We start from the raw sequence: 17,643 nt of genomic DNA, 5'->3' as shown, positions 1-17,643 counted from the left end.
ATGTTCAATTAAAGTTTTATGTAATGAAGAAATTATTTGTATTAATCGTTTTGATGGCCGGGATTGTTTGGGGCGCAGAGGCTCAAAGCAAGGGGATTACTTTCGAACAGACGAAAGAATGGAAGAAAGTTTTGAAAAAGGCTAAGAAAGAGAAAAAGTTGATATTTATCGATTGTTACACTTCTTGGTGCGGGCCTTGTAAGATGTTGTCATCACAGGTATTTACCCGTGAGGACGTGGGGAATCAGTTTAATGCGGATTTCGTGAACGTGAAGTATGATATGGAAAAGGATGCGGATGGTGTGATGTTGAAAGATAAATTTGAAGTGAAGGCCTTCCCAACTTTGGTTTTCGTGGACCCGAACACGCAGCAGGTGGTTCATAAGATGGTTGGGGCCGGTTCCGCCGAATGGTTAATGGAAGGTGGGAAGATTGCGAAAGATCCACAAAATAATTTGAGAGGCTTGACGAAGCGATACGAGGCTGGGGAGCGGAATACGGATTTATTAAGTCGTTATTTGACGGCGTTATCCTCTGCTTACATGCAGGAAAAACAAGGGGCTGTTGCCGCTGAATATTTGAATGCCTTGTCGGATGATGAGATTGTGACCAAGGATAATTGGGAGTTGATCAAAAAGAACGTGAGCGATCCATTATCAAAGCCTATACGTCAAGTGATTGCGAATATTGGACGTTTCTATGAAGTGGCCGGTAAAGAGGTGGTTGACTATAAATTGGAAAATTCGATCAAGGGAGCCGTGGCTGAAATTACGTATTGGCGTCCGGGAAACGGGGAGTTTGACGAGGCTAGAAATGGCGAGTTGATTAAATTACTTCAGTCTTTGGATTATGCTTTTATCCCGGGAGCTTTGGCTAGTTTATACACCGCCGAGTATGTTCGGAAAGGTGATTATAAAGGAATGTTGAATAGTATGCGTGAGGCATTCAAGTACAACGTGTTCAGGAATGGTGAAGAGCAAATGTATTTCCAAAATAATATCGAGGCGTTAGCCGGTTGTGACGACAAGACTCTCGTGCAGGAGGGAATCGATTGGATCGATGCCAGATGTACCCAGACAAAAGATTATTTTGCCAAAGCTAATTTGATGAATTCTAAAGCTCGCTTGTTGACCAAAAATGGGGATACGCTTGGAGCGGATAAGGCGAAAATGGAAGAAGAGAAATATAATGCAGAGGGAGAGAAAAGAAGTGGGGGAAAAGCAGTTAGAGCTATTCGAATGAATTAATAATGTTTTCTTTGTGTGATGAAGGCCGCCCACGCACGGGCGGCCTTGTTTTATTTATTTCTAGTAATTTTCGTGATAAACAGAACGAAAAGAGCGATTCCCACGATTGCTCCTATCGGGTAACTGATAGAAGGGGAAAGATACAAGCCACCCACTTTGTAAGGGGCTATCAAGAAATAGGTCGTACATACGATACTTAAAAACGTGGCGGGGATAGACATCATCCAATGAGCTTTTCCTTTTTTAGCCAAATAGGTGGCTGCGGTCCATAGCGTGATGGTGGCTAACACTTGGTTCCCGATGCCCACGTATTTCCATATCGTGGAGAAATCCACGTTACAAAGTAAATAGGCGATGATGAATATCGGGATAGAAACGATAAGACGATTCTTGATCGGTTTTTGGTTGAATTTTAAAGCGTCAGCAATGATCAATCGCATACTACGGAATGCTGTGTCTCCGGATGTAATCGGGCAAACAACAACCCCGATAATAGCGATAATCGCGCCAAAACGTCCTAACCACGAATTGCAGATTGCATCCACGATAATCGCAGGCGTTTTTCCTGCCGTGGCAGCGGCATTCAGGCCTTCCGCACCTCCAAAGTATGCCATGGCAGCGGTAGCCCAGATCATGGCCACGATTCCTTCTGAAATCATGGCTCCGTAAAAGATGGGGCGCCCATATTTTTCATCTGTCATACAACGTGCCATCATGGGAGATTGCGTGGCATGGAACCCGGAAATGGCCCCACAGGAGATCACGATAAATAGCATCGGGAAAAGAATGTTATTTGCCGGATCTGCGTGCATATTTTTCATCGTGTCGAAGGTTAATTCTTCGAGATAGAGTTTTCCGGAGAATCCCCCGTAAAGTAAATAGCCGCCCACCGCGACAGCCATGAATATTAATGCCAGCCCCATGAAGGGGTATATTTTTCCAATAATTTTATCGATGGGGAGCAACGTGGCAAGAATATAGTAGGCAAAGATAACATATAGCCAAGGTGTCATACTCATGTTTGTCAAGTTGCCGAGTAAATCCGCCGGCCCGTTCACGAAAGAGACCCCCACGGCCAATAACAAGAATCCTGTGAAAAATGTCATGAATTTACGCACGTTATTTCCAAGGTATTTCCCGACAATGTCAGGTAGGCTTGTTCCGTCGTGGCGGATAGAAAGCATACCGGAAAAATAGTCGTGAGTCGCTCCCATGAAAATACAACCGATCACGATCCACACGTAAGCCATCGGACCGTAAGCCGCTCCTAGTATGGCCCCGAAAATAGGTCCTAGGCCTGCGATGTTCAAAAACTGGATAACGAAAATGCGCCAAGGTTTTAGCTCGTGATAATCCACGCCGTCTGCTAGGCGTTTGACCGGAGTCTCTATTGCGGATGAGGCTCCGAAAAATCGTTCAACAAATTTACCGTAGGTAAAATAAGCAACGATTAATAGACCGATAGAGATAATAAATGTTAGCATTTGCTTGGAATTTTTTCATGATCACAAAGTTATAAAAAATGTAGTATATTATAATTCTTGAAAATGAAAAAAGAAATGGCGATCAGTCAGGCTGTGTGTAGGTGTTGAGGTTGCTCTGGAGCTGATCGCCCGGCCAAGGGACACGATATTGGTATAATCCGTTTTACAGGAAAAATAGGAACAGATTCCCTGTCTGACATTCCGGATTATTTCTGGATGTGGAATTGGATGTGGCCGTAGATGATATAACAAATCATTGTTATGTAAATTAATGTGTTTTTCATTAGACGTTTGTTTGTAACAAAATTAGGCAGAGCTTTGTGAATTCGGATAGAAATCCGGGTGGAAATTTATGTAGATCTTTTCTAAATAGATCGGGAAGATGGATTTTTGTATCCATTTTTGAAAATGTTGATTTATATTGACATACATCAGTTCGATTTTTGAAACAAAAAGCGCTGAGAGCTTTGTTAAGTGAAAAATGGTCTTGTTTTTTACAAATTCATCTTGGAAATTTTTCTCCGTAGAATTGAGTTTTTTATCTCAGAAGAGAAGAAGTACATTTGCATTTATTTAGAAAAAAACATATCTTAGTCGGGGGAAATTAAAATATCCCAATATGTTTTCGTCCGAAATGTCTATCCAAAGGCGAAAGTATGCTGATCGGCAAAATCCTGAGGCGTTTTTCGATAATATGGTGGAAGTTTGATAGGTTTATGATTATAGTTGATGATTATAGAACGAGATAAAATGAAACAGGAAGTTTTACATGATAATTTATTGAAAGCCATCCGGGAGAAGATTCCTCATGAAGAAAATTTGGCAAATGTTTTAGGGAACTTGTTATGTATTGGCAAAGAGGCCATTTATCGGCGCCTACGGGGGGATGTCCCGTTTACCTTGTTGGAAACGGCGCAAATTTCTAAAGAAATGAATATCTCGATTGACGGGATTTTGGAGTCGGTTTCGCCTAAAAGTCGGCCCTTCCAGTTGAAATTGACGGAATTTATCAACCCGTTGGAAATTGATCTTGATATGATGGATAATTTTGTGGATGTTTTCCGTTCGATTGAGCCGAATGCTTATTCCGAGGCGGCTTCGTCTACCAATATCCTTCCACAGGCGCTTTATTTGAAATATAAATTCCTGACTCGTTTTTACCTGTTCAAGTGGAAAGCCCAGCATGACGGTTTGAATGCCGTGCAGCCATTGCACGAGATTATTTTCCCGGAGCGGATGGTACAAATTCAAAAGAATTTTGTTATAGAAACCCAGCGGGTAAAGGATTCTTGCTACATCTTTGATAACATGATCTTCGTGTACTTGATTAACGACATTAAATATTTTTCGAGTGTGAATTTGATTTCTGATGATGATGTACGCGAATTGAAAGAGGAATTATATCAGTTCTTGGATTACACGGAGCGACTAGCTGCCCGGGGAAAATTCGATAACGGGAACAGGATCAGTTTCTACATATCCAATATTAATTTTGACACGACCTACTCGTATGTCCAAACCCGGAAGTGTAAGTTGACATTAATAAAAGCTTTTACCTTGAATTCTGTGGCTTCTCTGGATGACAAAACGTTTGATAGCGTGAAAAACTGGATTTCATCGTTGAAGCGTTTTTCTACCTTGATCTCGGAAAGTGGTGATTTGCAACGTATTCATTTCTTTCGAAAACAACGGGAGTTGGTTTCGACATTATAATTTATTGAGAAATAACTCATACCTTTGGATGTAGGCCGGACGTAAATTTGCGATCTGATGCTTGTTATCATTTAAAGACGTTCGGGGGAACGAGAGTGTATGTGGCTGGGGATACTGAAGATATTCCGGAAATGCAAGACTTGAAGGATATTGATATCGCTTTTCTGCTTGTAAATCAACCTTACACGATGACGGTTCCCCAAGCGGATCGTGCGGCACTGGTGATAAAACCTAATGTCCTTTACCCCTATCATTACGGGGGAGACGAACGTGGAAGAATTGAAATCTTCCTTGAAAGATGTTGCGGGAATTGATGTACGAATCCGGCAGTTGCAATGATAAGGAAATAAGAGGGAGAAGACTTAGAATTCTCCCTCTTGTCAAATCTTTTATATCACTTCAAATAGGAATTTGAACGAGGGACTATTTACCATATCCTTGGCAGCATTTCCAGCGTAGGTTTCTCCGTTTGCGAGGTTTAATTTCTTGACAGGTGCCCCCGCGGAAAAGTCCAGATCTTTCATGTTAATCCAGAATACATTGGGCGTGATCGTGGATTCGAAGAAATATACTTTATTTTTTTGGTCTGCGACCGTTCTCCAGCGGGTGGAAGAGATATTAGGTTGAGCCGGGGTAGAAATCCCAAGCGGAACCGATACGTTTCGTATAACGCTAAAAACTCCGGCTACAGCCTCTCGTTGATTGTCGGTTTGTGGGATGACATTGATGTAAAATGATGCCCTGACAAAACGATCTACTGCCCGGTTGGTCCCCGGTAGCATCACTAGGCCCCCGATTTGTTGCCAGTAATTATTTAGCGTGATTTGTTGTTCGTAAGAGGGAGAGTTTGTCATGACCTGATATTCTTTCCCCTCGTGTATGATGAGTTTTCCCTTGATGTACTCAAATATGGCACTATTCCCCGATGCGTCGGAAATGGCTAGGTGTAAAGTTGATTTCGCCCCGTTCGGCATATCCGGAGCGTCTATCCGGAATGTCTCTTTGCTTAACTCTTTTACGGCCTCATCCACGGTTGCAAAATTGTCAAGCACGTACTGCGTCCAGATGCTGATCCCCATTGCCGGACGGGTGTCGTTTGGACGGTAATAATCGGATTCTGTCAGGTATAGGAGATTGGCGACCAAACCTTTTTCATTCATCCCGTCGGAAGTACCGATGTCGTATCCCGCCGTGATGACACTTCCATATTTTGATTTCCAATGAATCGTGTTCCCCTTGTCCGCCCCCGCTCTTTCAATTCCTCTGGGGAACACGTAAATATTGGATTTTAAATCTTCTTTCCAGTCCATGGTTCGGCCTGTCACGACCATCCCGTTTTTACCTAGGTATACCACACGGGTACAAGCCTGAGTGTATGTTGTCAGCATTCCTGCTATCAATAATGTTACAATAAATAATGTTTTCATTTCTATCCTTTTTGATTTATATATTAAACGGATAGAGCGTGTAATAAGTTCCTCAAAAGTTATACAAGATGATAAAATTCATATATTTGCTATAATTTAAAACCTAAAACCTAGATTATGGAAAACAAATTTTGTCAGAGTTGCGGGATGCCGATGACGGCAGAGGAACAATTTGGTCGTAATGCTGATGGTTCCAAGAATGGAGAATATTGTTCTTATTGCTATCGTGACGGGGCTTTTACTGAAGATTGTGCGATGGACGAGATGATTGACCATTGTCTGCAATTCCTTGATGAATTTAATAAAGATATGGAACATCCTTACCAAGGAAGTGCTCTACCCCTGAGCTACAACAGCAACTATTTGATATATAGTTGCTTTGTTTAATGCAATCATCTTTATTTTTATATGGGGGACAAAATTAGATAGTTGAAATTATTAATATGTCAGTATGTCAGATTCATAGTTCAACTTAAAATTATTAAAGTGATTGATTTTTTACTTAGTTGTAAGGAAAATTTCTAAGTAAATTCATGAGATAATAAGTAAAAATGATGTTCTACTGATTATCTCATCCTCTACACTTCAATGGTATTTATATCTTATATATTACAGATTGAAGTGTTGGTGGTTGGTATTTAGCTAGTGTTGCTCATAGGTCATTATTTTTAAAGTTATTGATTGGTTTTGATTGTTGTGAAGGGGAATAGGAATTTAATGGAAAAGAGGGATCAAATTTAAAAATGACTGCTCTAACAAATCACAAATGGGGATTAGTGAGTAAAAAAACAGCCATATTTCTACTCAAAAAAGAGTTTGATATGGCTGTTTTATTGTTCGCAAGTAGGTTTCAAATTGAAAGCTATCTTTTCCTAAATTTGAACTTTGCCTTTATTTATGATTTATTCCACATAAGTGATATGGTACAACTGATTTAGTTTTTTATTTCCACCTTTCATTAGGTATTCTTTTATGGTAGAAACATACCCTTTTTCATCAAACTCATATTCGTACTCATATCTTTCCCAATAGCTTCCTGTATGCGTACATGATTTTAATAGATTTTTACTTATTTTACCACAATAATCAGCTATAGATATACCATCTTCCCATAAATAAAGTATCTGTGCAAGATCTATATTACTTTTATTCTCATATTCAGTATAGTATTCATATTCAGCACTATCTTCCTGATCTGTATATTCTTTTGATATGATGTTTCCGTCTTTCCATGTATATATTGTTCCATCTTCTGTTTCGTAATCCATTTCTTTAATCATTTGACCAGAATTATCATATTCATAAGTATATTCTTTTCGCCATTTTTCCTGATCCCAATAATCCTCTGAAATTACGTATCCTTTATCATTTAATGTAGATATTTCACTAAGTTCCCCATCATAGTAGTATGTAACTTTTTTTTCTTGTCTTGATATTGTACAAATTTCTTTATAATATCCATTTTCGATTTTTGTAATATATCCATCTTTGTCATAGTCGAATTTTATAAAAAATTCATATCCATGCTCTGTGTGCATTTCTCTAATCAATCTTTTCCCATTTTTGCCAAAATTTTCATTGTCATTATCATCATCAGAACATGACACCCAACAAGCTGCTAAAGCAACCATAACTAATAAAGTAAAAATCTTTTTCATAGTGTTAAATTTGAATTTTGTAAATAATTGATATTAAGAACAATATAAATGTTCTATTATTTTAAAGTATGCCATTCCCCTTTATCGTAAGTAAGCGATTGTTCATGCAGGAAATTTTTGAACTCTTCTTCACTTTCTTTTAGGTTTATATCTTGAATTTCTAAATATTCAATATCCTTGCATTGAATCATTTGTAGTAACAATTCTTTTATCTTTTCAAATTCTTTAATAGGATAGTTCTCATTGCCAATTTGGAATTGAAATATAGAACTAGAAGATAGTTTGGGTTGGAGTTCTATCACTTTATTGTTTTTTTCAAAAAAGTCTCCAATGGAATTGAATAGCCAACCTTGGGACACCAAAAAATCATGGAGCTTTTGTTTGGTTTCTTCCAATTTTTTTATCCCTTTCCAAGAAAGTTTAACTTCAAAAATGTCATGCACCTTTTGCATACAACTGGATATTATTTACCCCAATCCCCCAAGGGTGATTAATATAAATAAAGAAGTGTGGGAATTGCTAGTTTATTTTACAAGAGGTATCGCCAATAACCTACACTGATAAAATCACACTCAAACAAAAGCCAATTAATAACAATAAAAATCAGTAATTTAAACAGCATTTGCCGACATTCTAGAAACTTATTTTTGTCTTTGTTTTTATTATTTTTGTGTCATTTTTGTTACTCGTTTGTTACTCGTCATTGTCGGGTAACAAAAAATGACTATCTTTGTAGTGGTAACAATTCAGAAAACATCATGGCAAAGAAAAAGAAAGCGGTCAAGGCCAAGGAGCCTATTAGACTACGATTCAAAGAGCTTGCAAACGGTAACAAAAGCCTGTACTTGGATATTTACAGGGATGGTAAACGGCAGTACGAGTTTTTAAAACTCTACCTTATTCCAGAAACAGACGAGACAGCTAAGGTAAGGAATCTAAACACGCTACAAGCGGCAAACGCTATCAAGGCTCAAAAAGTCATAGAACTAACAAACGATGAGGCGGGAGTGGTAAAGACTACCACACGATCAAAAATGCTTCTAATAGACTGGATGAGGTATTATAGTGATCACAAGTTAAAAACGGGGCAAAGTGCCGCTTTCCACGTTCAAATAGATAAAGCGATCAAACATTTAATCAAGTACAAGGGTGAAACCGTCACCATGAAAGAAGTTGATAAAGCTTTTTGCTTGGGCTTTATTGACTACCTGAACAATGCCAAAAGGAAAGATGGTAAACTCATGGCCAAGGTCACAACGGCAGGTTATTTTAGGTGCTTGAATTGTGCCTTGAACTTTGCCGTGAAGGAAGAAATAATACCCTACAACCCCATCACAAAAGTAAATTCAGATGATAGAATAAAGATCCCAGAAAGCACACGTGAATACCTGACCGTTGAGGAAATAAAAAAGCTGATCGGCTCAACGTGTATCAACGAGCCAACCAAACAGGCTTATTTGTTCAGTTGTTTTTGTGGGTTAAGGCTGGGTGATATTCAGGCGTTAACATGGGGAGATATTATTCAGGATGGCGAGCAATACCGGGCAAAAATAGTGATGAAGAAGACCCAAAAGACCCTTTATTTACCCCTGTCTGGTGAGGCTTTAAAATGGATGCCAGAACGGGGCGAGGCCAAAGATACCGATAAGGTTTTCTATCTACCATACCCCACTTATATCAACGTGGTATTAAAAACGTGGGCGCAAAATAGCGGGATAAACAAAACGATAACTTTTCACACTGCAAGACACAATAAAAATTGTATCTTTCAAGCTATGAGATAATTAACAGAGAAACAAAACAGACTTGTTAACGGTTTAGAAACCAGCGAACTTCTATAATCTGCCTCATTTTGCATCAAGCGAAAGAACGTCCTTACTTTTTGCAAAGGTACAAAACAGTCCCCGTCTTTGCAAAATTTCCCGCAATTTTATTTCGCCCGCAAATTTTATCCTCCATCATTTTTCCTGTTCTGAAAACGGCTTCCGGCTTGATGTGCGCAAGCCCATTTCAGAAGCAGCACAAGCAAAGAAAAGCCCACGACGACCACAATGTCACCAGTGACACTGCCATCGTCGCGGACACTTCTTTTATGTGCTTGTGCTGAACGGCCAAGACCGTCTTATTCGTTTTTCTTTTTTCGTTTCCGTTGTCAGCCGGAAATGCCGCCGGATGCAGGACACGGCAAGCGTGAATCTGCTCCTGCGACTATTCCCGGCTGTCATGTGTGGCCTGTCTTCCAACCGTCTTGCCCTGCCGTTGCCAATCGGAGCAATGGCAGGCAAGACCATTTTCAGACAGATGCCGCCGGAGGAACACCCGCGACCGCAAGCCATGCCCGCATGACAATGACGGTCACGGGACTTCCGTCACGGCGGCAGGAAAGCGAGGCTTTCCCTTGTCAGTTGCGCCGCCCTTTCGATTTTCCTGTGGCGCGTTGCGCCATTTCACATACTTCCCCCTTTTCCTTTCCGTCTCTCCAAGTGTATGCCAATGTCCCCATGCCGCCATTCCAGACGGCATCAGTGGTCATTTTCGTTGCAGGGGCAAAGGTAAAGACGGGATTAGGAACACAAATTTTTTAGCCACAATCTCCACACTTCGCAGGCTCAGGTAGTATTCTGTCGAAAAAATTTGCTGAACCTACTCCCCTGACCTTTGCTTTTTCCCCTGAAACGAAAACGACCGGTGCGCGGTCGGAAGACGTCACAAGGAGACATCGGACATACGGAGAGGCGAAAAGAAAAAGGACTCGACCCGACCTCCCCATCCGAGCAAGACAAGTAACAACAATCTAAAAATTGGAAGATATGAGAATGACATTGAACGACATCGGAAAGGCTATGCGGAGCGTATTGTCCGCAATGGTGAGAGCAGCATGGGGCATTACCCTTTGCGCAGGAGGTTTGGCGGTGGGCATCGCAGGGGAAATCCTGCTGGGTATGTTGAACTTCATGTTCGGCATCCTCACCGCCCTGCTTTCAGTAGTGGCAGCTATCGGAATTTTCATTTGGTTATTAACCCTTTAATTCATACGGATATGGCGAAAAGACACAGCAAGACAGTGGCACAACAATGCAGGTATTACGAGGTGGACAACATCTTCGAGTATATGGTAGAGGTGTGCATCAACGGTAACTTTTCCTCATTCAGGAGGTTGTACCACGAGTTGAACAAGGAGGCAAGAAAGGACTTCATCGCCTTTCTCATCTTGGAATGCCCGCCCCAATACCACATAGAGATTTTACAGAAAACCGTATAACCATCTTAAATTACAGACAATGGAAACTTTTGACTTTTATATGGATTGCAAGGTAACTTGCTGGGAACGTACCCGCTTCTCCATCAAAGCGAACAGCTATGAAGAAGCCAAATCCATCATTCTTTCATGGGAAGATAAAGACGTGAACAGCCATATCGGTATGGACGAGAACGTCATCTATTGCGACTACGAATTGAACCCCGAAACGGTGGAAGGACTGTCCCCTGCGGAAAACGACAACAACCCTACGATGGAAATCTACGGACGGGATGACGAGTTGTTTTATCACAATATGTTGGACGAACAATAGAGCAAAGTTATGAGAACGGAAACGAGGAAATACGAAGTTTACAAGGTGGACGAGCTTTCGGACAAGGCGAAAGAGAACGCCTATTGGAAGTGGTTGAAAGGCTTTGAATATGACGCATCCGACAACAGGGCAACGTTGAAAGCCTTTGAGGAGATTTTCAAGGTAAAGGTAAGCAGGTGGAATTATGATGCCTGTACCTATAATTTCCAATTCATCTCAAATTACAGCGGGGAAGAGGAAGAACTGTGCGGTGTGCGGTTGCTGAAATTCATCGTGAACAACTATTGGCACAACCTTTTCAAGCCCAAGACCTATTGGCACAAAAAGGACTTCCACAAACAGCGCAGAAGTCGGATATCCGTAACCAATGATTGTGTGCTGACGGGTTATTGTGCGGACATGGACATACTGAAACCCATATACGACTTTCTGAAAGTCCCCGACAAGCATACGAACTTGTATGACTTGATGAATGACTGCATCGACAGCTTTTTCCGCTTTTGCAGGGATGATGTGGAATATGCTAGCAACGAGGAAGCCTTTGAGCGTGATTGCGAAGCCAACGAATACGAGTTTTTATCCAACGGAGAATTTTTCAAATAACTAAAATACATACAGATATGAACGGAACAGACCATTTCAAGCGGACCATCCAAGCCTATTTGGACAGCCGTGCGGCGGAGGACAAGCTGTTTGCAGCAAGTTACAGCAAGCCGAACAAGAACATGGACGATTGCATCACCTATTTGTTGCATTGGGCGAAAAGCCAATGCAATGGAGGCAACGGCATAGGCGTTACCGCAGGGGAAGTCTTGTCGCAAGCGGTACACTATTTTGACGAGGACGACATCGACATCGGCAAACCAATCCCGTGCCAAGTCATGGTATGCGGAGTTGAACTGACGGACGAGGAAAAGGCGGAAGCAAGGCAGAGAGCCATCCGCCAATACCAAGACGAGGAACTGCGCAAGATGCAAAACCGGAACAAGGCTAAGGCGAACCAAAAGACAAACGCACAACAAGTTGAACTTTCATTATTCTGAACCTATGAAACCCAAGACACCCATACAGAAAGAAGTCATCCGTCTGAGCGCAACCCTGCCCGAACTGACAAACGCACAGAGAACCTACGCTTTCCACCATTGTTTCAAGCACTACGGCAGGCGGACTGCAAAAGGCGTCATTACCTGCACGGAGTGCGGACACGCATGGAAAAGCGGACACAGCCTTGCCGACACGCTTTGCGGATGCACCTGCCCGAACTGCGGCACGGCATTGGAAATCACGGACACCCGAAAGAGGGTGTTCGTGGACAACGAGTATTTCTCCATCATCACCACCTGCAAAGGCTACCAGGTAATACGTTTCTTTTTCGTCAGGAGCCGTCAGAAAGTCGGGCAAAAGGCGGAGTATTCCATCTTTGAGGTGGCACAGCGGTGGATTGCTCCTGACGGCAAGTCCGAGACAGTGGCAAGGTTGCGTGGCTTTTCACTTCTCTACTACGACTTGTGGAACGAGGACAGCCCGATGGAAATCCGCAGGAACAACCAGCATAAGGTGTATGACATTGACCCGATATGCACCTATCCACGCCGACGGATTATCCCCGAAATTAAGCGAAATGGCTTTGACGGCAACCTGCACGGCATACTGCCTTACGACTTCTTCAAGGCTATCCTTTCGGACAGCCGTGCGGAAACATTGCTGAAGTCGGGCAACATCGAACACTTGCGCTATTTCCTCTCCCGTCCGCAGGTACTTGACAGATGTTGGAACTCGTACAAGATAGCCATGCGGAATAAATATGCCATAACCGACATCTCATTGTGGTGCGACCTCGTATATCTCTTAGAGAGATTGGGAAAAGATTTGCGCAACCCCCGTTTCATATGCCCGCCCGATTTCAAGGCGGCTCACGACCTGTATATGGGGAAACGGCAAGTCCAATTGGAGCGTGAACGGCAGCAGCAACACAGGGAGTGGGAAGCCGAGCGGTTGGAGCGTGAGCGGAAGCGTCTGGAAGAAATGGCGAAAGAGAAAGACGAGTATATCCGAAAGAAAGCCGCATTCCTCAACCTTGTACTGACGGACGGTCTAATCATCGTCAAGGTGCTGCAAAGCGTGGACGAGTTCTACGAGGAGGGGAAAGCCATGCACCATTGCGTCTATGCCAACGCCTACTACAACAATGAGAACTCCCTGATACTTTCCGCACGGATAGACGAGCGACGCATCGAGACAGTGGAGGTGGACTTGCGGACATTAAAAGTGGTGCAGAGCCGTGGCGTATGCAACTCCAACACCGAATACCACGACCGCATCATCAAATTGGTGGAGGACAATGCCGAGCAGATACGGAAACGGATGAAAGAAGCAGCGTAATCGTTTAACAACTTAATACTTATTGATATGGAAGTGAGAATAGAAAACATGATTTTCGGGTGGCACGAGAAACTGCCTGAAATGTTCATCGAATTGTTGAACACGCTTGTACTGACAAAGGACGAGCAGGATGTAAGGGGGGTAATGGAGGTGTTCGCCCGAAAGAAACTTTTCAACGCCCTTTTCGCATTCGGGTATGGCGCACACCATCTGTGGGTGACACAGAAAAAGGCATCCGACCCCGACCAATGTTTGGAGAACAGATTACTGATTGTTGAATTTTAATTGATAAGGCTATGACAACAAGAATGACTATTAACGGAGTAAGCACCTGCACGGCAGGTGAGAAATACGAGAAATTCCAACTGAAAATCGGGCGCAAAGTCCGCACGATGTACCAATATGACTATCGGGACACCACAACGGGAGAACTGTTCTCCTGCGTGAAACCCACATTGGACGAGTGCAGGCGGTTGCGTGACGAATGGATTAAAGCGAAGGAGGGCAGACGATGAGCGCAGGATATGAAACGCTGATAGTGACGTTCAGCGACCCTATCAAGGTTTTGGACAATATGTTCGCCGATGCGGACGCATGGGGAACGGACAGCCTCAAAGGATGGGTGGAGGACTATGAAAGTACGAGGTTTACGCAGATAAACGGGCATACGGCAGTCATCACTTCCGAATACAACATGCCCTGCGTAAAGGAATGGCTCACACGCTGCACGGCTATCGCCGACATAAAGGAATTTTGAGTGCGTGGCGGTGGAAACACCGCCCACACTCCATTCGTAACAACTGAAAAAACAAGCGAAATGAAATACTATTTCATACTGACAGACGGCAGGGACGCATGGGTGCAGTTCGTTTACCTGCCCACGCAAGATGAAGCGTCCGGTTATATCCGAGATTTGCGGAGCGTGGGAATATCCGTACACGGGTATAACCTTTGGAACAAGGACACACGCCCCATTGCCGAGCGCACACTTGAGCGTGTGCTGCAAAGGATAAAGCGGTAAAATCGGGCGGCAGGCTTGCCGCCCGCTACTTTCTTTCATGAGCAGGTCGGCGGATAAGAAAGTAGCAAAGAAACCGTTGCCCCCATCTTCGATAAGATGGAAAAATCCAATGAAGTCATTAATTATATATCCCAGTCTGGTTTGATAATTGTAGGATAACGTTGTTGCCTGACAATCTTTAATTTTTCTATATAATATAAATATATCTCTTTGTATGAACCAAACCCCGGTTGCTGCATATCCTCTTTGATGGATAAGCCATCAAAAACAAGAAGCCATAATCTTAAAGCAACCCCTAAATAGCCCCAAAGAAGATCCATTTCGTGCAATTCCAGTTTAGTAACCAAATTTTCTATTCGAACATCCATATCTGGATGGGTTCCACCACCAGAAATAGAATCCTCTCCCATTAATAAAAGGGCTGCTAATGTAGTTGCAATTCCTGCCTTATAGGTTCTTCCCCATGCAGAGTTATATTCAGTTTGAATAAAGCTAATTGCCATATCATCTGCTGCAATTTCATCATTTATTGAACGAGAAAGCGTTTGCTGTATTTGTGTATGCCCCAAATAATTATGTGAAAACTCGTGAGCATATATAAATGCTATTGCAGCACAATAGACATCATTCGCATGGCTTATAATATTTTCAAATTGCTGCGGATTACAGATATTTGGAGTAACCCAATATGCATCTCTATTAAAGTTATGTAATAATTGCCGTCCTCTGAAAAAACAATCATTGCCATATTCTACATCTATCATATTGGGCTTATATCCATTTTTATTAATACCAACAGCATCCATCATAGGGATATGTATAACATTTTCAAAATATGCGATAAGATAGACACAAACAGACCATAAATACTGACAGAAATTTTCGTTGATATATATATGATTTAATTTATTATTATCTTTTTTAATTTCCGCAACATCACTAATAGCTTTCTCATCTCTTATGAAAGTAAATCGGCGAGAAAAATTATTGCTATTGCAATCATTTTTTACAGCATCTAATAACTCAAAAACTTTTTCAATATATTGAATAACATCATCAGATAACTGTTCTACAGGTAAATAATAGATTTCTTTCGGCTCTTTCATTTTTCGAAAATTTATTTGTAAAGATAATATGTTTATTTGTATTGGAAGCAAAAATTCCTTGCGAAATTATTTACCGCAAGGAATTTTAATCATATCACGGAATATATAGCAACGCAAATTCTGTTTTTCTTCGATTGAATAGCATGGCGTGCTGCTTTCCTTTGTACCGGCAGTAAGCGATATATTCACGGTAAATGTCTCGATTCCCGGCTTCCAGCTTGCGGATGAGTTTGCTTTTCGGGTGTCCGCCGTGACCAAGCAATACCCCTTGACCCACATTGAAACTTAATACGGTAAGAAGCAAGGCATCTTTACCAAATTTGCGGAACAGCTTGTAGCGCACCGCCAAATCCTTGCGGAGCAGGGCTTCGGCTTCCGCCTCCGTCATGTCATAGGAAAGGTTTTCGTTGGGCAACCTGCGATGCCCGTAGCCGTAGTAGGGGTAATCGGAACGGTCGTGCAGTCCCTCGTACTTTTTTATCAGTTCAACGGCGATGTCAGCCTTGGGATGATTGTTAAACGATGCCAGCAGTTCCGCCATGCTGTCCGTGTCTTGTGCCGGCAGGCTGCCACAGAGGGCAGCCGCCAGCAGCAGGAGCAACGCCTTGCGCATCATCGGCTGGCGTTCAAGGTGTCAGACACAGCGACGCCTCCCTCCGTTTCCGCGTCCGAGTCGTTGTTGAACTCCAATTCCCACTCGCAGGCATTGCCGAAATTGTCCTCCACCGTGATGGTCAGGCTTTGCGACTCGTCGCACTCCGAGGTGTAATATAGGCGGAATTTTTCGTTCTCCAGCAGGTAGCGGTCGTTGGGCTGCAACACCAAGCCGTTATCCAGCTTCAACGTGCCCTCCCCGTCGTATTGGAAATAGCGGATGGTATAGACCGCCCCGTCAAACTCGCCCTCGCGTACCAGTTCGCAACGGATTTCCGCCGTCTCGCCCTGCGCCAGTTCCTTCGGCACGGGCATGGCTTCCACCGTGAACGGATAGGCTTGCGTCACGTCCAAATCGTCATCGCAGGCGGTGAAGCATACAGAGAGCAGCCCCAGACAAAGGGTTGCCAATGATTTTACTATGTTTCTTTTCACTTTCCGTGTATTGTTTAATTTGTTCATGTTCATAACCGTTACATTTTAAGTTTGATGTTCTTGTTGTTCTTCTCGTTTTGTTTCAGACGGCTTTGCAGATACTCGTTCAAGTCCTTGCATCCGCCGTAGATGCCGGAGCAGTCCGACACCCTTTCGCCGTAACGTGTGCGCAGGGCTTCCAATGTCCGCCGCCCGGCTTCGTCGTTGTCAAGGTGGCACCGCACCGTTCCGTAGCCGTCCAGATGCCGGTACGCCCTCGCCACATTGGACACCGAGTTGAGGACAAGGTGGTCCTCCCCGCCGCCGATGCCTAATGCACGGGCGGAAAGGTAGTCCACGAAGCCCTCGTACACGTTGCAAACGGCAGAGCCTGACGGCAGCAGGGTGACGTCCTTTGGCGGCACACAGCCCTTGAAGAACGGGTTGCGTATCTCGTAGCCGCCACCGCAGTTGCCGAAAGCCACGGCGAAATACCGTTTCCCGTGCGTGGAGTAGCGCATCTCCTTGCAGTTCGCGATGGCTATGGCGGACGGTATGCCCCTTTCTTGCAGGTAATGGAGTAACGCCCGGCTCTGCAAGGGCAGCACTTCCACGTCCTCGAAGCTGTGTCCGGCTGGTTGCCGCACTTCGGGGGTGCGGCGTTGCTCATAGTCCTGCAACGGCATGTCCGCCACCTCCGCCACATACCTCGCCTGTGTGAGGAAGTCGCCGCTTTGGATGAACTCCCCCGCAAGGGCGAAGATGTTACCGCCCTTGCCCTCGCCAAAATCAAACCAGAGGTTCTTTTCCGGGTTTACCTTGAAGGAAGGCGTGTGTTCCTCCCGGTACGGCGACCTGTACCAGATGGCGTTGGCACGTCTTTGCACGGGATGATGCCCCAGCCGTGCAAGGAAGTCCTCCAGCGGATAGCGTTTCATCGCTTCTATATCCATATAGGCGCACAT

At 43.4% G+C, this 17,643-nt stretch carries 24 protein-coding genes and 1 pseudogene; 15 read left to right on the top strand and 10 right to left on the bottom strand.

Annotation, left to right across the window (positions count from 1 at the left end; translation table 11 throughout):
• Positions 1-23 precede the first annotated feature (23 nt).
• Complete coding sequence (locus R8806_RS13575) at positions 24-1,247, top strand: thioredoxin family protein (protein ID WP_124316898.1); 1,224 nt, start codon at positions 24-26, stop codon at positions 1,245-1,247.
• 50 nt (positions 1,248-1,297) lie between these two features.
• On the opposite strand, the gene R8806_RS13570 is transcribed toward R8806_RS13575, so the two are convergent.
• Positions 1,298-2,731 (bottom strand): carbon starvation CstA family protein, encoded by a 1,434-nt coding sequence (locus R8806_RS13570; protein WP_124316897.1) that lies wholly within the window; start codon positions 2,729-2,731, stop codon positions 1,298-1,300.
• Positions 2,732-3,481: 750 nt separating this feature from the next.
• Between R8806_RS13570 and R8806_RS13565 the strand changes: the two genes are divergently transcribed.
• The gene (locus R8806_RS13565; protein WP_124316896.1) at positions 3,482-4,444 is read left to right on the top strand and encodes a hypothetical protein; all 963 of its coding nucleotides are present in this window, start codon (positions 3,482-3,484) and stop codon (positions 4,442-4,444) included.
• A 68-nt stretch (positions 4,445-4,512) separates the two neighbouring features.
• A pseudogene (locus R8806_RS13560) lies at positions 4,513-4,783 on the top strand (MBL fold metallo-hydrolase); the annotation flags it as partial.
• Positions 4,784-4,833: 50 nt separating this feature from the next.
• Here R8806_RS13560 and R8806_RS13555 read toward each other — a convergent pair.
• A complete protein-coding gene (locus R8806_RS13555) occupies positions 4,834-5,871 on the bottom strand; it encodes a linear amide C-N hydrolase (RefSeq protein ID WP_124316895.1) in 1,038 nt (345 codons plus the stop codon).
• A gap of 117 nt (positions 5,872-5,988) precedes the next feature.
• Between R8806_RS13555 and R8806_RS13550 the strand changes: the two genes are divergently transcribed.
• Positions 5,989-6,258 carry a zinc ribbon domain-containing protein gene (locus R8806_RS13550; protein WP_124316894.1) on the top strand — a complete coding sequence of 90 codons (270 nt, stop codon included), beginning with the start codon at positions 5,989-5,991 and terminating at the stop codon, positions 6,256-6,258.
• Positions 6,259-6,773: 515 nt separating this feature from the next.
• Here R8806_RS13550 and R8806_RS13545 read toward each other — a convergent pair.
• Complete coding sequence (locus R8806_RS13545; protein WP_151411714.1) at positions 6,774-7,529, bottom strand: DUF4595 domain-containing protein; 756 nt, start codon at positions 7,527-7,529, stop codon at positions 6,774-6,776.
• Between the two features lie 56 nt (positions 7,530-7,585).
• Entirely contained in the window at positions 7,586-7,981 is a 396-nt protein-coding gene (locus R8806_RS13540; protein ID WP_124317462.1) for a hypothetical protein, read from the bottom strand.
• A 306-nt stretch (positions 7,982-8,287) separates the two neighbouring features.
• On the opposite strand from R8806_RS13540, the gene R8806_RS13535 reads away from it, so the two are divergent.
• Positions 8,288-9,313: a site-specific integrase gene (locus R8806_RS13535; protein WP_124317461.1), complete on the top strand. Its 1,026-nt coding sequence runs from the start codon at positions 8,288-8,290 to the stop codon at positions 9,311-9,313.
• A 306-nt stretch (positions 9,314-9,619) separates the two neighbouring features.
• Here the strand turns inward: R8806_RS13535 and R8806_RS13530 are convergent, their stop codons facing one another.
• Together R8806_RS13530 and R8806_RS13525 are read right to left on the bottom strand one after the other, a co-directional pair.
• Positions 9,620-9,865, bottom strand: coding sequence for a hypothetical protein (locus R8806_RS13530; RefSeq protein WP_183312870.1), 246 nt, complete (start codon positions 9,863-9,865; stop codon positions 9,620-9,622).
• 19 nt (positions 9,866-9,884) lie between these two features.
• Entirely contained in the window at positions 9,885-10,052 is a 168-nt protein-coding gene (locus tag R8806_RS13525; protein ID WP_173022975.1) for a hypothetical protein, read from the bottom strand.
• A 287-nt stretch (positions 10,053-10,339) separates the two neighbouring features.
• Between R8806_RS13525 and R8806_RS13520 the strand changes: the two genes are divergently transcribed.
• From R8806_RS13520 to R8806_RS13475, 10 genes are read left to right on the top strand one after another with little or no spacing between them, the layout of a single operon-like run.
• Positions 10,340-10,558, top strand: coding sequence for a hypothetical protein (locus tag R8806_RS13520; protein ID WP_004322004.1), 219 nt, complete (start codon positions 10,340-10,342; stop codon positions 10,556-10,558).
• Positions 10,559-10,569: 11 nt separating this feature from the next.
• On the top strand, positions 10,570-10,791 hold the full coding sequence (locus tag R8806_RS13515) for a hypothetical protein (RefSeq protein WP_004322005.1): 222 nt from the start codon (positions 10,570-10,572) through the stop codon (positions 10,789-10,791).
• A 19-nt stretch (positions 10,792-10,810) separates the two neighbouring features.
• Positions 10,811-11,101, top strand: a complete 291-nt coding sequence (locus R8806_RS13510; protein ID WP_004322006.1) for a hypothetical protein — start codon at positions 10,811-10,813, stop codon at positions 11,099-11,101.
• 9 nt (positions 11,102-11,110) lie between these two features.
• Positions 11,111-11,704, top strand: coding sequence for a hypothetical protein (locus R8806_RS13505; RefSeq protein WP_004322007.1), 594 nt, complete (start codon positions 11,111-11,113; stop codon positions 11,702-11,704).
• A 17-nt stretch (positions 11,705-11,721) separates the two neighbouring features.
• A complete protein-coding gene (locus R8806_RS13500) occupies positions 11,722-12,144 on the top strand; it encodes a PcfK-like family protein (protein ID WP_004322008.1) in 423 nt (140 codons plus the stop codon).
• A gap of 4 nt (positions 12,145-12,148) precedes the next feature.
• Complete coding sequence (locus R8806_RS13495; RefSeq protein ID WP_004322009.1) at positions 12,149-13,483, top strand: PcfJ domain-containing protein; 1,335 nt, start codon at positions 12,149-12,151, stop codon at positions 13,481-13,483.
• A gap of 27 nt (positions 13,484-13,510) precedes the next feature.
• Complete coding sequence (locus R8806_RS13490; RefSeq protein WP_004322010.1) at positions 13,511-13,768, top strand: hypothetical protein; 258 nt, start codon at positions 13,511-13,513, stop codon at positions 13,766-13,768.
• Between the two features lie 11 nt (positions 13,769-13,779).
• Positions 13,780-13,998: a DUF3873 family protein gene (locus R8806_RS13485; protein WP_004322011.1), complete on the top strand. Its 219-nt coding sequence runs from the start codon at positions 13,780-13,782 to the stop codon at positions 13,996-13,998.
• A complete protein-coding gene (locus R8806_RS13480; RefSeq protein WP_004322012.1) occupies positions 13,995-14,240 on the top strand; it encodes a DUF6956 domain-containing protein in 246 nt (81 codons plus the stop codon). The genes R8806_RS13485 and R8806_RS13480 overlap by 4 nt, the downstream gene beginning before the upstream one ends.
• A gap of 60 nt (positions 14,241-14,300) precedes the next feature.
• Entirely contained in the window at positions 14,301-14,504 is a 204-nt protein-coding gene (locus tag R8806_RS13475) for a hypothetical protein (RefSeq protein ID WP_008156960.1), read from the top strand.
• 122 nt (positions 14,505-14,626) lie between these two features.
• Here the strand turns inward: R8806_RS13475 and R8806_RS13470 are convergent, their stop codons facing one another.
• From R8806_RS13470 to R8806_RS13455, 4 genes are all read right to left on the bottom strand, one after another.
• Positions 14,627-15,610 carry a phage exclusion protein Lit family protein gene (locus R8806_RS13470; RefSeq protein ID WP_004322013.1) on the bottom strand — a complete coding sequence of 328 codons (984 nt, stop codon included), beginning with the start codon at positions 15,608-15,610 and terminating at the stop codon, positions 14,627-14,629.
• 94 nt (positions 15,611-15,704) lie between these two features.
• A complete protein-coding gene (locus R8806_RS13465) occupies positions 15,705-16,226 on the bottom strand; it encodes a glycoside hydrolase family protein (RefSeq protein WP_004322014.1) in 522 nt (173 codons plus the stop codon).
• Positions 16,223-16,732 carry a DUF3872 domain-containing protein gene (locus tag R8806_RS13460; RefSeq protein ID WP_004322015.1) on the bottom strand — a complete coding sequence of 170 codons (510 nt, stop codon included), beginning with the start codon at positions 16,730-16,732 and terminating at the stop codon, positions 16,223-16,225. The genes R8806_RS13465 and R8806_RS13460 overlap by 4 nt, the downstream gene beginning before the upstream one ends.
• A 5-nt stretch (positions 16,733-16,737) precedes the next feature.
• On the bottom strand, positions 16,738-17,631 hold the full coding sequence (locus R8806_RS13455) for a toprim domain-containing protein (RefSeq protein ID WP_007841022.1): 894 nt from the start codon (positions 17,629-17,631) through the stop codon (positions 16,738-16,740).
• Between the last annotated feature and the right edge of the window lie 12 nt (positions 17,632-17,643).

This window comes from Butyricimonas faecihominis, from assembly GCF_033096445.1.
Classification (GTDB): Bacteria; Bacteroidota; Bacteroidia; order Bacteroidales; family Marinifilaceae; genus Butyricimonas; species Butyricimonas faecihominis.
This window is presented reverse-complemented; position numbering and strand designations above follow the sequence as displayed.